General features: G+C 61.4%; 12 protein-coding genes, 1 tRNA gene, 1 other RNA gene and 1 pseudogene. 5 read left to right on the forward strand and 10 right to left on the reverse strand.

The annotated features are described in order from the left end of the window. Positions 1–837: 837 nt before the first annotated feature. Complete coding sequence (locus ACZZ0O_RS21870) at positions 838–1,548, reverse strand: rRNA pseudouridine synthase (RefSeq protein ID WP_463591835.1); 711 nt, start codon at positions 1,546–1,548, stop codon at positions 838–840. Positions 1,549–1,771: 223 nt separating this feature from the next. On the opposite strand from ACZZ0O_RS21870, the gene ACZZ0O_RS21875 reads away from it, so the two are divergent. From ACZZ0O_RS21875 to ACZZ0O_RS21885, 3 genes are all read left to right on the forward strand, one after another. Continuing rightward, positions 1,772–1,978, forward strand: a complete 207-nt coding sequence (locus ACZZ0O_RS21875; RefSeq protein WP_055849131.1) for a hypothetical protein — start codon at positions 1,772–1,774, stop codon at positions 1,976–1,978. A 637-nt stretch (positions 1,979–2,615) separates the two neighbouring features. Beyond that, positions 2,616–4,784, forward strand: coding sequence for a methyl-accepting chemotaxis protein (locus ACZZ0O_RS21880; protein ID WP_463591836.1), 2,169 nt, complete (start codon positions 2,616–2,618; stop codon positions 4,782–4,784). Between the two features lie 665 nt (positions 4,785–5,449). Further along, the gene (locus ACZZ0O_RS21885) at positions 5,450–6,706 is read left to right on the forward strand and encodes a lipase family protein (protein ID WP_463591837.1); all 1,257 of its coding nucleotides are present in this window, start codon (positions 5,450–5,452) and stop codon (positions 6,704–6,706) included. 72 nt (positions 6,707–6,778) lie between these two features. Here the strand turns inward: ACZZ0O_RS21885 and ACZZ0O_RS21890 are convergent, their stop codons facing one another. Together ACZZ0O_RS21890 and ACZZ0O_RS21895 are read right to left on the reverse strand one after the other, a co-directional pair. Continuing rightward, entirely contained in the window at positions 6,779–7,129 is a 351-nt protein-coding gene (locus ACZZ0O_RS21890; RefSeq protein ID WP_115513616.1) for a response regulator, read from the reverse strand. Further along, entirely contained in the window at positions 7,126–8,133 is a 1,008-nt protein-coding gene (locus ACZZ0O_RS21895) for a sensor histidine kinase (protein ID WP_115513617.1), read from the reverse strand. The genes ACZZ0O_RS21890 and ACZZ0O_RS21895 overlap by 4 nt, the downstream gene beginning before the upstream one ends. A gap of 574 nt (positions 8,134–8,707) precedes the next feature. Between ACZZ0O_RS21895 and ACZZ0O_RS21900 the strand changes: the two genes are divergently transcribed. Further along, complete coding sequence (locus tag ACZZ0O_RS21900) at positions 8,708–8,893, forward strand: hypothetical protein (protein ID WP_055850342.1); 186 nt, start codon at positions 8,708–8,710, stop codon at positions 8,891–8,893. Between the two features lie 226 nt (positions 8,894–9,119). Here ACZZ0O_RS21900 and ACZZ0O_RS21905 read toward each other — a convergent pair whose 3' ends face one another. After that, a complete protein-coding gene (locus tag ACZZ0O_RS21905; protein ID WP_463591838.1) occupies positions 9,120–11,036 on the reverse strand; it encodes an XVIPCD domain-containing protein in 1,917 nt (638 codons plus the stop codon). Between the two features lie 15 nt (positions 11,037–11,051). Next, positions 11,052–11,699, reverse strand: coding sequence for a hypothetical protein (locus ACZZ0O_RS21910; protein ID WP_463591839.1), 648 nt, complete (start codon positions 11,697–11,699; stop codon positions 11,052–11,054). A gap of 357 nt (positions 11,700–12,056) precedes the next feature. Between ACZZ0O_RS21910 and ACZZ0O_RS21915 the strand changes: the two are divergent. Beyond that, a pseudogene (locus tag ACZZ0O_RS21915) lies at positions 12,057–12,197 on the forward strand (integrase); the annotation flags it as partial. 122 nt (positions 12,198–12,319) lie between these two features. Here ACZZ0O_RS21915 and ACZZ0O_RS21920 read toward each other — a convergent pair. From ACZZ0O_RS21920 to ybgF, 5 genes are all read right to left on the reverse strand, one after another. Further along, positions 12,320–12,395 (reverse strand) — tRNA-Lys (locus ACZZ0O_RS21920). A 47-nt stretch (positions 12,396–12,442) separates the two neighbouring features. Next, the gene (gene queC, locus ACZZ0O_RS21925; protein ID WP_323518465.1) at positions 12,443–13,117 is read right to left on the reverse strand and encodes a 7-cyano-7-deazaguanine synthase QueC; all 675 of its coding nucleotides are present in this window, start codon (positions 13,115–13,117) and stop codon (positions 12,443–12,445) included. Positions 13,118–13,609: 492 nt separating this feature from the next. Continuing rightward, positions 13,610–13,686: non-coding RNA, sX9 sRNA (locus ACZZ0O_RS21930), on the reverse strand. Between the two features lie 61 nt (positions 13,687–13,747). Beyond that, positions 13,748–14,431, reverse strand: coding sequence for a 7-carboxy-7-deazaguanine synthase QueE (queE, locus tag ACZZ0O_RS21935; protein ID WP_228323938.1), 684 nt, complete (start codon positions 14,429–14,431; stop codon positions 13,748–13,750). A 42-nt stretch (positions 14,432–14,473) separates the two neighbouring features. Continuing rightward, positions 14,474–15,292 (reverse strand): tol-pal system protein YbgF, encoded by an 819-nt coding sequence (ybgF, locus tag ACZZ0O_RS21940; protein WP_055849101.1) that lies wholly within the window; start codon positions 15,290–15,292, stop codon positions 14,474–14,476. Between the last annotated feature and the right edge of the window lie 4 nt (positions 15,293–15,296).

The following is a 15,296-nucleotide window of genomic DNA, read 5'->3' on the forward strand; positions in this document are numbered from 1 at the left end:
GCGAACGCATCATTGCTGCAGTCGACACACGTGGCAACCATCGCTGGTTTGCTGGCTGATCCAATCGATCTCGTCTGCTGGCCGATCTCATTGGCGCAGTAAGCATCCTGCTCGCGCCTGCGTCGCACGGTGCGAATGTCGCTGGCTTTTGGTCGCAGTAGCGCAGTTGCTGACACGTCTGTCTGAAGTTGGTTGACCTGCGATGGCTCTGACTGCGCGCGTGGCCTCCGTGCTAGTTGCAGCAAACGTCGCAGAGCAAGCGCCTCCACTGCAGCAATGCACTTCTAGCCGCACGACAGTGCTCCTGGCCTTCGAGCTAAGTAAGCGTGCGTCGATGCATGCGTGCTTGCTACGTACTTGCGTCGATGCATGCATGCGTGCGCATTTCACGCGATCACGCAGACCGCTCGCTAGGCTAACGTCAGTGCAGCGCTTCGCTGCAATGACTTTCAGGAGATTCTCATGGGCGACAACGCGTTTCTGACACCGGCATTCGCCATCTTGGTCATCGGGATCATCGCCGTGGTGTTCTGGCTGGTGACCCGCGCCAAGAAAAGGCGCAACAAGAAGTAAGCGAACCAAGCGTCAGCCTGCGACGTCCTTGCGCGGTGCGCATCGCTCCGTGCGATGTGGCCGGTCGGGCGTCGGCCGACGTGAGTCGGCGCGGGTTTGGTACACGCTCATGATGTTAGACGTCGACATCGCGAAGGCCGCAGCAAAGACGCTTGGTTGCCTTACAGCAATCCGCGTTTGCGGAAACGCACGCGGTGTCGATGCGGCCACTGTAGTCAGGTGCGCTACGTGCAGACACCTTACGCGCACTTGCCAACACGTCTCTTAGAAACGTTCGCCCGACGGCAGATAGCGCCACTGGCCGATGGCCAGCTTGCCCAGCGACACGCGGCCTACGCGCAGCCGGCGGATGCTCACCACGTCCAGCCCCACCTCGCCGCACATGTAGCGCAGTTGGCCTGGCTGCACATGCTTGATCGCAAAGCGCAGCCGCTCTTCGTTCTGCCAGCTCACCTTGCACGACGGCAGGCTGCGCTGCTGATACACCAGACCGTGTGCCAGACGCGCCATGCCATACGGGCGCAGCTCGCCGCGCACTTCCACCAAAAATTCCTGTTCGATCGAGCTGGCGTCGGCCGTCAGCCTGCGCAGTACGCGGCCATCCTGGCTCAACACCAGCAAGCCGCTGGCGTCGTCTTCCAGCGGCAGCGGCGCGCTGAGCCGCAGAAAATGCCGCTTGAGCACGCGCAACTCGGCGTTGTCCAGCTCGCTCCGGCTTGCCGGGTTGGTCAGCGCCAGCGCAGCGTCGGCGGTCATTCCCGCAGGCTTGTGCAAGAGCAGGGTGGCAGGCTCGGCAGGTTCAAGCACTGCATCCGGTGCAAGCGTCACCTGCACGGCGGTTGCCAGGGCCTGCGGTTCTTCGACAACGACCCCGTCCACGCTGACCCAGCCACCCTCGATGTACTGCTGCGCCTCGCCACGCGAGCAACCGAACTGCGCGGCAACGCATTTATCGAGACGAATGGGATCGGACATCGGGCAAGCTCAGCATCAGGGCACGGCAGTGTACGTGCTGGGTCGCCGAATGCGTGAGGCGAGCGCCTTTCCAGTCACCCGCTCCACAGACGGGCCACGCCACAAAAACCGAAAGGACGCTGCGGCACTGCCTGGGGTCACCTTACCGACGCGCCTTCATCCGTGCATGCTTCTGCCCAGCAGCACAAAGTGGGAAACTCAGCGCTCACACAGGAGCTCGCAGATGTTCATCAAGTTCGGCACCACCCGGGTCCGCGTCACCCATATCTCCGTCATCAGCGATCCGTTCAACGCCGGCGAAAGCTTCGGCTCGTATTGCCACTCGGTCCGGGTCGGCATGATCTCTGGCGAAGAGGTCTTCGCGCGGTTCAACAGCGAGTCCGATGCACGACAGTTGCACGCTGACGTGCTGGCTGCGCTGGAAGCCTGATGCCGGTTGGTAGCGCGGCGCGCGTGCTCGGCTGTTGAGGTTCGCCTCGTCACCAGATGCAGTGCGCGCTGCCGACAGTGCTTCACGCTCGCACGCAGTGCCCTGCACTGCGGGGCACTGGCGCAACATCGATCGACGCAGGTTGAGCGCATCTCTCGCTGTCGCTCCAGCGAATCTGCGCAAGGTCCATTGCAGGTAGTAGGCAAAACGCAATCCGACGCGCCTACCAGCGTGTCACGCGCGGCATAACAAGCGTTCTGCAGGTGACACGCATCGATCCAGCCAGACGTTACAAGCGCGACTAACAAATGGCGCGCGCGATCAGTTATCGATGCGGATTCCTGCACATACGCTGCGACGACGTGCGTATTGCGTGCGTTATTTCCAGCATCGGCAACATCTAATTAACGTGCACGCAAAAGCAGCGTTAGCTGCGCTCCATGCCTCTGACGCCATCAAGATGTCAGGCGCCGATGGACAGCTGTCGGGGAATCTCTTCCGCGCAATGAATCCGCTGTAACTATTACAGAACGGAAGTCTTTAGCACGCCCGTTTCCAGCCGCTAGCTGGGCAAGAGGCTTGAGTGGATGCACCCCGCATCCACTGGGCCCTTCAGCTGCGCTAACTGGATGCGGTTATGAACGATTATTTGCAACGCCTCAATGTCGGCCGTCGCTTGGGCATGGCCTTCGGCATTTTGATTCTCTTGTCGGGTCTGCTTGTGGCGACCGGACTGTTCACCATGTCCAACGCCCGTTACGAGCTGGATACCATCGTCAATAACAACATGGAGCGGATTCGCCTCTCGAGCGACATGCTCGATGCCAATACCAACGTGGCGATCGGCCTGCGCGACATCGTGATGGTGTCGGGCGATGCGGCCAACCGCCGCGCAATGGAGATGGTCCAAAACAATCGCGCGCGTTACAAGGAATCTCACGCTGCACTGGCGGCCATGCCCAGCAGCGACGTAGAAAAGGCTGCGCTCAAGCTGGTGCAGGAAAAACGCGACATCTCGGTCAAGTTCAACAACCAGATTCTCGACTACGGCATCCACGACCAGAACCAGGAGGCCCTGGGCTTGTTGCAAGGTGCGGCCGCCACTGCGATGAATGAGCAGCAGGCCGCCATTCGCGACAACGCCGCGTTGGAGCGGCGCCTCAGCAAGGAAGCATATGCCGCGGCCGTGCAATCCATGCATCGCGGCAAGATCATCCTGGCAAGTGGCGGCATCGCGGCATTGGTGATCAGCACCTTGCTGGCGTGGTTGATCACGCGCAGCCTGACCACACCATTGAGCCAGGCCACACGCACCGCCGAAGCCATCGCCGCCGGCAACCTGCACAACGACATCCACACCACCGCCACCGACGAAACCGGCCGTCTGCTGCAGGCCATGGACAAGATGCAACTGCAGGTGCGCAACCTGATCGCTGCACAGACCGATATGGCCAGGCATCACGACGCCGGCACGATCAGCTTCCGCATCGATGCTTCGGCATTCCCCGGCGACTACGGCCGCATGGCCAATGACACCAATCTGCTGGTGGCCTCGCACGTTGCCGTGCAGACCGATCTGGCACGCATCATGGGCCGCTATGCCGTTGGCGAACTATCCGAAGACATGCAGCCGTTGCCCGGTGAAAAAGCGGTGTTCAGCGACACCATGTCGCAGGTCAAGCTCAACCTCTCGGCGATGAATCACGAGATCAAGCATCTGGCGCAGTCGGCCGCCAACGGCGACTTCAGCGCGCGCGGCGATGTCGAGCGCTTTCAATTCGACTTCCGCATCATGGTCGAAAGCCTCAATCATCTGATGTCCACCGCCGACGGCAATCTGCAGTCGTTGTCGTCGTTGCTGCAATCGATCGCTGCCGGCGATCTCACCGCACGCATGAGCGGCGACTTCCGTGGCGTGTTTGCGCAAATGCGCGACGATGCCAATGCCACCGCCAGTCAGTTGGCGCAGATCGTCGGCAACATCCAGCAGTCGGCGGTCTCGATCAACGCGGCTGCCAGCGAGATCGCGGCCGGCAATCAGGATCTGTCGCAACGCACCGAGCAACAGGCGGCCAATCTCGAAGAGACCGCAGCGTCGATGGAAGAACTGACGTCCACCGTCAAACAGAATGCCGAGGGTGCACGCCAGGCCAATCAGCTGGCGATCGGTGCCGCACGCGTTGCCTCGCAAGGTGGCGAGGTTGTGGGCAAGGTCGTCGACACCATGAGCGGTATCGAAGCGTCGTCCAAGAAGATCGCCGACATCATCAGCGTCATCGATGGTATTGCGTTCCAGACCAACATCCTCGCGCTGAATGCAGCGGTGGAAGCCGCACGTGCCGGCGAACAAGGCCGTGGCTTTGCCGTGGTCGCCTCCGAAGTGCGGACGCTCGCACAACGTTCCTCCGGTGCGGCCAAGCAGATCAAGGATCTCATCGACGACTCGGTGCAGCGCGTGGCCGATGGCTCGGCGCTGGTCCACAGCGCCGGCAAGACCATGAGCGAAGTGGTCGCGAGTGTGCAACGCGTCACCGACATCATGGGCGAGATCTCCGCCGCATCGCAGGAGCAATCGGCCGGCATCGAACAGGTCAACCAGACCATCACCCACATGGACGAAACCACGCAACAAAATGCAGCGCTGGTGGAAGAAGCCACCGCGGCCGCACGCTCGATGGAAGAGCAGGCAGCGCAGCTCACCGATGCGGTGGCCATCTTCAGAATCGATGCACGACAGGCGCAAGACACCAACATGCGCGCGGCCGCTCCGGTCGCACGGCTGCTCCACAAAGTCGCCAACGCCTGATCGATCCACGGCGGCAAGTTCGCCGCGATATCTCCAGCACCGCCGCGTGCAACATGTCAGCAAAAGAGCGCCGCCTGGCGCTCTTTTGCTTTGGCTATTCACGCATCACGCCATCGGCAAGCGCTTGCGCGTGACACCGATGCGCGAGCACGAGCGAAACTTCGCTATGGCGCATCTGCTCGACCAGGCACGCGCGCGATAGGCACTGCCTAACAACTCCGCAGTGCCGCAACCGTCGACGCAACGCCTACTCCCGCCGGCGACACATGACATCGCCCTCACCCCAGCGCGCGTCACCGGCACGTCGTATGGCGCTTCGCTTATGGCTTCACCAGTTCGCACTCTGGTGCGCCTGCGGTACAGATGTGACCCATCATCATTACTTCATCAGTTGATCTTCGAGAAGTGGTTATTTATTTCCTATCACTGTGAACAGTCATTGCATTACAGATAGGTATTACCTAACACGCATGATTGGGACGAATGCCGTGCAGCAGAAGCCGCTGGATTACAGGCTCCGACGCTCTCCGCCGATGGCTGCACACCCCGCACGACGACCGGCTGGCAGTGCTGCGCGCGCGACGTTCCCACCCATGCTCATTCCGACGGCCCCGACCGTCATCCCCCTGCCGCTTGCCCAGGGCGTTATGTAGCGAGGTCTTTACATGGAATTGCGAGTCAACATCGGCACGGCATTGGGCATCGCCCTGCTGGCCACCGCCGGCGCTTCGCAGGCGTCCCCCTTCGGCACCCATCCGGCCCGTGGCACGGTCTTGTCGAGCAACGTTCTGACCAGCTACACCCGCGATGCCATTGCGAACATGCTGCGCGACGACCCATCGCATGAGCAGCCCAGCTGCAACGTTCGCGTAGCGGAATTCACCTATGCCACCATCGGCGTCGAAGGCGAACCGGCCACCGCCTCGGCCGCGCTGCTGGTGCCGGGCGGGCCACAGTGCCAAGGCCCCTATCCCCTGCTGGCATGGGGCGAAGGCACCCAGACGTTGCGTAGCACGGAACAGGCCAAGGACATCCGCGACGCGCGCGGGAACGATCCGTTGGTCACCCGACTTGCCAGCCAGGGCTACGTCGTCGTCGCCACCGATTATCTCGGCCTTGGCAAATCGAATTACCCATATCACCCCTACATGCACAGCGCCTCGCAAGCCAGCGCCATGATCGATGCGATGCGCGCCGCGCGCCGCGTCCTGCGCCGTTTGAACACGCCGCTGTCGGGCAAGGTGATGCTCTCCGGCAACTCGGCCGGCGCCCACGCCGCACTGGCAACACAACGCGAGATCGAAGCGCACCTGTCGCAGGAGTTCAACCTCGCCGCCAGCTCGGGGATCTCCGGACCTTATGCGCTAAGCGAATCGGTATTGGACGATCTGACCGGGCGTAACACCGTGGCCGAAAGCACCTTTGCCTTGGTCTTTTTGAGCTACGCGATCACCTCCATGCAGCGCACTTACCACAACGTCTATCTGGCGCCCTCGCAAACGTATCAAGACCCCTGGGCCGCACAGGTGGAAGCGTTTTTCCCCGGCACGCGTAGCGTGGGCGATCTGGTCACCACGTTGCCGCCGGTCGGCAAGATCAAGGACTACTTCACCGCGGCCTTTCTTCAGGACGTCGCAAGCAATCCGTTCAACCCATTGCGGCAAGACTTGCAACGCAACGACCTGCTCGATTGGCGCCCGCGTACCCGCACCCTGCTGTGCGGCTCATCCAACGATGCGAGCGTGCCATTCAAGAACGCCACCAGGGCGATCGACACGTTCAAGCGCAATGGCAGCAACCAGGTGACAACGCTCGATCTGGGCACGGGCAAGCGGGAAGACAACAGCGCCTTCGTGCATCTGGCAGTCGAGGAAAGCTGCATCGTGGCCGTGCGTCAGCAGTTGCTGGACCACAGCCGCTGATCGTTGCAGATAAGCGCGTCTGCGCCTTGCCGCCATCCCGCAGGCAGCTGCGGGGTGGTCGATCATGATTCCTTACTCAGGCCGCAGCTGCGCCAGCGCATCCTTCAGATCGCGAAACTGAAAGGGTTTTTGCAACCCGTGCCGATGGCGGAACTTCTCCGGAATTCCGCTTTTCGCATATCCGGTCACGAAGATGTAAGGCACTCCGCGCGCATCGAGTTCTTCTGCGATCGGAAAGGACAACGTCCCACCCAGGTTGACGTCGAGCACGGCCAGATCCAGGTTGCCCTGCTGTACCACCGCAAGCGCGGTATCGACATCGCCTACCGTCGCCGCAATTTCATACCCCAGCTCGGACAGACAATCTTCCAGCAGCATGGCGACCAGCGATTCGTCCTCGACCAACAACACACGCATGGTCACGGACGCACCTCGGCGAGCTCGATCGGCAGCGGAATGGAAACGCAAAAACGCACGCCCGTCGGCTCGAACGAAAGCTCTACATCGCCCTTGAGGTCGTGCTTCAAACCGCGTTCCAACATGCGCGACCCAAAGCCCTTGCGCGTGGGCGGTTGCACAGCCGGGCCACCAGACTCCTGCCAGATCAGCTCAAGCATCTCTTGGCCGTCTTGGGTGTGGCGTTTCCACGCAATTTGCACAACCCCCTCGGCCGATGACAGCGCACCATATTTGAGGGCATTGGTGCACAGCTCATGCAACGCCATCGAGAGCGCCAACGCGCGCCGCGGATCAAGACGGCAGGAATCGCCCAGTAGCGTAAAGCGCTGACTGTCGCGCGGTGCGTGCAGCGCCGCCGCATCGCGGGTCAGCTCCAAAATATCTGCACTGACCCAGTTCTCCCGGGTCAGCGTGTCGTGCGCACGCGACAACGCGAGCAGACGCGCATCGATTTTTTCCTGCGCATCGGCAAGGCTATCGGCATTGTTGAACGACTGGCGCGCCAACGACTGCACCATCACCAACGAATTCTTGACCCGATGGTTGAGCTCGTTGATCAACAACTGCAGATGCTGTTCGTGCTGCTTGTGCTCGGTGATGTCGCGCGTGGCGCCAGCGATTGCCTCGACGTTGCCATCCGGCCCGAACACCGGCGTAAAGATGTAATCGTAGACCCGCAATCCCTTGACCGTATGCGGAAACGGCACCTCGCCCCGAATCGGCTGACGCGTGGCAATGACGCGCTCGATCTCCTCGTCATGCATCGCGGCATGCCACGGCTCATAGCCCAGCTCCAGGCACGTCTTGCCGCACGCGTCTTCCCAGCGCATGCCCCACATCGTCAATAGCGCATGGTTGGCGTAGACGAAGCGATGCTGGGTGTCGAACACGTATAAAAGGTCCGGCGTGGCCTGTAGCAAAGCCTCGTAAATACGCGACTTTGCGGCGTCTTCCTGATACTCGGCCATTCCCGTCATGGTCCTGAAGTTGGATCGCACAATAGAACGATTGCCGTGAACGCTCGATCATGCCGGCACCGGGATCTTGACCATCCAAAAATGCATACCTGCCGCGCGCCTTATGCCCGATGGATCAGACAGATACGACGACTGCCGCTAAGCGGCCCCGACCAATGCATGCGCCGGCACCGCTGTGCCAGAGGTTGCACGCACTGAGGTTTGGCGCGACCTCCACGCCACCTTCGCCCTGCAATCCAGGTAGTTGAAAGGTCTGACGGATCAGCACCTGGACGCCCGGACGCAGCGACTTGCGCTGCGATCGCCGTCGGGCGATGAACCCCGGAATAACCCATTCGATTCGCAAACCCACGGTCACCGGGGCGTCTTATGCGCACCGTAGCCTCCCGCCGAAAGTGACCAACACCCCCACCCTTCCATCACTCGAATCGGCCAGACCATGTCTTCGTTCTCGCGCAAAAACTCCCTTCACACCTCGATGCTGGCGTTCGCAATCATCCTCTGCTCCAGCGTGGCCACGACTGCCGCTGCAACATCGCTGCATGTCGTCTCCCGCACCGAGCAGATGACATCGTTCACCCACACCGGGCCGAGCAGGACCGAGGTATTCAATCAGCAATGGGCGGACAGCGCCGCGCAATGCCGCGACACGTTTCCGCAGACCACCTCGGTGCAACTCGGCCAGGTCAATACGCGTGCGATCAACGCAAAGACCTTCAAGGTCACCGGCAAGTGGATCTGCAGGGGCTGATCGCCGCGGCCGGCGAGCAGTGCTGATTGAAGAGTCAGACTGCTTCAGGCGTAATCCCCAGTCGAAAAAAAGATCACGCAACTTTTCACTGGGGCGCCGTGAAATCATTGATAGAGCTGCTTTCAGCAGCAAGTTCCCAGCCAGCGAAGGCGATCTTCAAGACGGGATACGACGAAAGAGAGCAGGCAATACGGCAGCTTGACGAGGCTTACATAGTCGGTCCGGCTTACATAGTCGGTCCGGTCTGTGCAGGATCGCCCATCCCACGTGTCAACTCCTGCTGCTGGGTCAACTCTCTCTGCTGCGCGATCGCCCGATTGGCAGCCAGCAGCTTCTGATCCGACTGCTCCACCGGAATATTGATGGCCTGATCAAGCTGCACATGTGCCCGCCTGTGAGCGGGATCATCCTGCCGACCTTCCACAGCGAAAAGATTGCCGTTCCTGCCCATCACGACTAGGTCAACTCGGCTCAGCTCATTTCCCGCCAGTGAATAGTCGGGCTTGTCCGGATACGCGTCGCGGTTGTCCTTGCAGGCGGCCAACAGGCTTCGACTAACCCGCTCGCTCATATCGTCCCAGGGCTTGCCCACACTCTCGTCGATTTTGCGCACGCCGCTCCGAATCTGCTCGAGCATGTCGTGATTGGGATGAGCCGCGTCGTCTGGACTCAGCGGTCTAGCTGCTGAAGGGGAAGAATGCGCACTGGCAGCAGCCGGAACGACTGGCACGTAGGTATGGTTGTGCGCAGGATTCACGCTTCCGTCCTGCGTGTGGTCGAAGTGGTGCAACGTTGCCGGCGTGGTGCTGCTGTCGTAGTAAGGCAGCGGCGCTTTGTTCGGACCACGGTCCAGGCCTTCGTTTTCGATCAGGTGCTCTCTCAGTCCGAGGCCCGCCATATCGATGGTCACCCGTGGCCTCGCACCTTGGTACTGCACATTGGCCCGATCCTCGGCTCGGGCGATCTGCTCGACAGCCCAGGTTCCGTAGTAATTTGTGTAGTCCGCAGTGGGCTGCAGATTGCCAGCTTGGTCGACGTGTTCGCCAAGTCCCACAGCGCGCTGCCCAGGCTGAGCGTACAGCGGTGAAGGCCGATCAAAGTAGTGCTGCCCCATGGCAGCGATGTTGCTTGGGGTCTGCGACAGGGAACCGTCCTGATTGAAACTGAGGCCAGGCCGCGTGATCGCCTTGGGAACCGCCGACGTGGGATCTCGCTCGATGAAATCCTCCGTTCGGCTGGTCGTCGTGGTCAACATCAAGTCCACACCGTTGGCCGTCGGATTGCCTTGCCGTTTCAAGCTCAACAGCGCATTCCACCCTGCGATTTCCGCCTTTGCCTCGTCCTCCCGCCCGGCTTGTATGTAAGCCCGCAGCTCGTTCGTGTAATCGTGGACCGGGCCCTGCACTTTCGCCTGGCGTTCGATATCCGACAAGAACGTTGCGGTCGCCTGGCTCTTCGCCGCGTGATTGAAACTATGCTGGATCTCGTGTCCCAACACGAAGGTCGTGGAATCCGCGTTGAAGCTCCCGCCAGGATTGGCAGCGGTTCTGGTTTGCAAGCCGATAGGCGGCAAGTTCATTATTTTTTGATTGCCGTCGTATGTTCCGCCGGCAGCTTGGCCCGGACCAACGAACCCGAAGCCCTCAAGGTTTGCACGTTTTGGATTGTGCGTATCTGACGCGTCAATTGTGGTCGCGGCCTTCTTGATCTCGTCTGCCAAGAAGGGCGAGTTGTTGATGCTGGACTGCAGATTGCTGACCATATCCTGTGTAACAGGGTGACTGGTCCGCGCCGCATCTTGGTAGGTGCTATGGGCGAACGCGACCGACATCTGCTGAACCTGCAGCACACCTTTCAAGTCACTGCTTGCAGTCGTTCCAGCGGGGGGCAAGCTCGCCGTCGGCAAAGTAACCACGCCACTCTGGATGTCGTACGTCCCCACCAGGTTAGGCGCACCACTACCGGCTGACTGCAACGCAAAGCCTCGTAGGCTTCCTGCCTGTGCCTGCTGGTCAAACTGCGCCAGGAGCACGGCATCCGCGCTGATCGCGTTGCGTAGCTGGGCGACCTGGTCTTGCGTTACTCCTTGTTGCCCGGCGAACTGAGCCAATGCCGCTTCGAGCTGGGGGCTAGGGCTTGCCATGTGCTTCTTCCTTGATTAGCCCAGAGTGCTGATCGATTTAACGCACATCCGAGTGGCAGATCCGACAACGATGTTCTGCGGAACAATGGAAATAACGATGTCTCCGCCAGCCTCGCTTGTCGACGCTTTCACATAGTGCAGGTCTTCCAGCTGACCAATTGGACCGTGTGTCGGCGAACTGACGAAGCCCATGCTCTTGAGCGTTTGATCGTAATAGGCGAAATCTAGGCTGCAGACGGCACTCATGTCAGCGAAGCGATCACCCGTGTTGACGAACGTCAACTTGACCCCCTTTGAGCTGGAAGGCGACTCGGGGAAGTAATCGAATACGTAGCGCCAACCGCCCCCTAGATCACCACTCGGAAATCCGGCGCCTAGCGCGCCTGGCTCAAGCTTCAGCTCGATACCCATCACTTCCCGAACCCTATCCAGACTGATCTCGTCCCGGGATTTCAGGCCCTCGATCAACTTTAACAGGCGCTTGCCAATCTCCTCGGCACTGAGTGCGAAATTCCTACCTGTGTCGGCCTCGTGCGTTGTCATGGTGCTGTGTTCCTTCGGGGGCGGCTGCGGAGAGTGGGCCTGGGGATGCGCACAGGCACAGAGCGCCGTACCGCAGAGGGTCGCGATGATCAGGAACGGGGCGGCTCTGACAGGCCTCATTGACGCATTCCATGCGGGTGAACGATGGAAGCTAGCCAAGTGAGAATGAACGGCCAGTTAAGTTTTGCGGAGAGTCGACAATCGCCCCGCAGCAGCTGGTTTTTCATGGTGAGAGCCTTCTTGGATTCGCTCGCGGCGATCGGAGGTGAGGCTCTCGGCCTTCAGGTGATTGAGCGTGCCGCAACGCGGGCACTTGATCTGGATTTCATCGAAGGCGCCGGCCTTGCACAGCAGGCGGGCGCAGTCGCCACAACGGAGGTTCTTGAGCATTGCGTGGTCTTGCAGGGGGAAAGGATTACGCGGCAGCTGGCGGCGCATAGTCGGCGAAGGCGATTACCTCATCGCCCACTCAATCGTTATGGACTGAAGCACCGCGGCATCACGGATACCGAGGGCACGCGTGCCGACACGCAGGAAGCTGCCGGCCACAGAACGCGGAAAATGACGCAACGTTATTCCCACGATCTGCCAGTGGTGAAGCCACCTCGCCGGCCTTGATCGGCCGTGGTCTTCGACACAATTGCGGCCGAGGAACGCATCTCCGCTCAATTATTTTCCCGGCAATTTTCCCGGAGACACAAAAAAGGCGCCTACGGCGCCTTCTAAGCTGCTGATTTAGTTGGTGGGCCGTGATGGATTCGAACCATCGACCAAAAGATTAAAAGTCTTCTGCTCTACCGACTGAGCTAACGGCCCACTGACCCGACTTTGCGTCGGGGTGCGCATTCTACCCTACACAGGCGTCAAGACGAAATCGCGTAATGCGTGGGGTCCTGAACGCCGGCGTCGGCAAAGCCGGCGGCGCGCAGCCGGCAGGCGTCGCAGTGCCCGCAGGCGCGTCCGTCGGGGTCGGCGCGGTAGCAGGACACGGTGAGGCCGAAGTCCACGCCCAGGCGTACGCCTTCGCGCACGATGTCGGCCTTGCTGAGGAACTGCAGCGGTGCGTGGACGCGTAGGCCGGCGCCTTCCACGCCGGCCTTGGTGGCCAGGTTGGCCAGCACTTCGAAGGCGCGCACGAATTCAGGGCGGCAGTCGGGATAACCGGAGTAGTCCACCGCATTAACGCCGCAGAACAGGTCGTTGGCGCCGACCACCTCGGCCCAGCCGAGCGCCAGCGACAGCATGATGGTGTTGCGCGCGGGCACGTAGGTGACCGGGATGCCGTCGCCGCCGGCCTCCGGCACCTCGATGTCGTCGGTGAGCGCCGAGCCGCCGATGCTGCGCAGATCCACATCGACCACCTTGTGCGCGACGACGCCCTGCGCCGCGGCAACGCGGACGGCCGCATCCAGTTCGGAGGTGTGACGTTGACCGTAGCGCACGCTCAGCGCGTACACGGCAAAGCCCTGCTCCTGCGCGAGCGCAATGACAGCGGCGGAGTCCATGCCTCCGGACAACAGAACGACAGCTTTTTTCATTTCAGGGCGGCATCGACAACGGAAGACGCAAAGGCTAGCAGGGTCGGCGCCGGGCCGCGATGGCAAGCGGTCTGTTTGGCGCACACATCCGCCGAGACGACATGGCGCAGGCGTTGGAGACTGCTTGGTAACCGAAATCAGGCTGCAGACGCGAGTAGCTCAACAGCGCGCCACTGGCAATGACCAATCGCGCCTCGCCTACTTCCAGCGCCATCGCGTTGATCGACCAGCACCATCCGTCACGACGACCATGCAAGTGCGTCCCTTCGGCATGCCGTTTTCCAAGCAGATTGCAGGCCGTCTGTGCGGACCACTGTCAGCTATCGATACGACTCAAAGCACCACCTCGCGATTGCTTCTGAAGGCACGCAAGCTGGTTGGTGCCGCGCGAGCACGGCAAACGTCGGACATTACCGCCGCGGCGGATACAGTCTCCTTCTTCCGGCCACACCCGCGCCAACGCGCCTGCAACGCAACCGGCGTACTCAGGACGGCCGACAAAACGGAGCGAGCAGTCGTCAGGTGGGGGTTGGCGGCACACTCAGAGCAGGCATGTAAGCGTGGTCCATGCCGCGCCGAGCGCCGGCCGAGCCCGCCGGGCGGTGCGCGCAGTCGTTTTACTAGCCGCTCTTAGCGGCCCGGCTCGTCGTCCCAGAGAATCTTGTGCAGCTGCATCTGGAACCTAACCGGCAGGCGGTCGGCCACGATCCAGTCGGCGAGCTGGCGCGGCGTGACTTCGCTCTTGCTGGGCGAAAACCACACCGTGCAACGGCGGTCGAGCGCGTGCGTCGCCACGATCTCGCGCGACCATTCGTAATCGGCGCGGCTGCAGATCACGAACTTGATCTGGTCGCGTGCGGTCAGCAATGCCAGGTTGTCCCAACGGTTGCGCTGCTCTTCGCCGGAAGCGGGCGTCTTGATGTCGACCACACGCGAGACGCGGGCATCGACCTCGGAAACATCCAGTGCGCCGGAGGTTTCCAGCGACACATCGAAACCGGCATCGCACAGCTTCTGCAGCAGTACCAGGCAGCGCTTTTGCGCCAGCGGCTCACCGCCGGTCACGCAGACATGCCGCACACCATGACTGGCGACCTCGGCCACGATCGCGTCGATGTCATGCCACTGGCCGCCGTGGAAGGCGTAGGCGGTGTCGCAGTAGTTGCACCGCAACGGGCAGCCGGTCAGGCGCACAAACACGGTTGGCCAGCCAGCCGCTTCGGCTTCGCCTTGCAGGGACAGGAAGATTTCGGTGATCTTCAATCGCGGCAACGGCGACTGGACGATCTCGCTGGGGACGGCGGCGGCGTTCATGGGCAAAGTATGCGCCGCGCCAACAGGCGACGACGCGCGGGCTCAGCGCAGTTGCTGGCCGAGACGGATGGACTGCAGGCGTTCCTGGGCGACGCGTGCTGCGTCCGAGCCCTGGTACTGAGAGACGACCTGCTGCAAGGTTTGCTGGGCTTCGTTGTTCTTGCCTTCGCCGTACTGCGACAGGCCGAGCTTCAACAGACCGCCAGCGGCCTTGTCATGCGTGGGATAGCGGCTGACGAGATCGCGGAACTGCGCCTCGGCGAGCTGGAAATTGCGGGTGGCGTAATAACTTTCACCCAGCCAATACAGCGCATTGGGGGTGTAGACACCATTGGGATAGAGCTCGAGAAAGCTCAGGAACAGCTGCGACGCGTCGTCGTATTTGCCGTTCTTCAATGCATCGAACGCAACGTTGTAGGCAGTGCGCTCATCGTTACTGACAGCCAGGGTGCCTGCGTCGCCATGGACGGACGGCGGCTTCTCGGAAGTGGCCGCCGCTGCAGGCCGCGCGGCCGGAGCCGGGGCTGGGGGGACGCTGCCGGTGGCAGAAGGCAGCGGAGGCGTTGCGCCACCTGCACCTTCCAACCGGTTCAGACGTCCGTCCAGGTCCAGATACTGGTCCTTGGACTGTTGCTTGAGTTGCTCGTTGTCGTGCTGCAGCTGTTCAACGGTCGCTCGCAAGCCCTGCAGGTCCGAACGCGCCTGCTGCAACTGGTTGAGAAGATCGTTGTTGGCCTGGCTGTTGGCCTGCTGCTGCTCAAGCACCGCCACACGATCAGCGAGACTGGCTCGCTGGGCGTATGCCGGCGCGGCGACCACAAGGGCCGCCGCGACGAACAGAGATGTCACTCGAAAGCGCATCGTT

The organism is Xanthomonas sp. AC360, assembly GCF_979258225.1.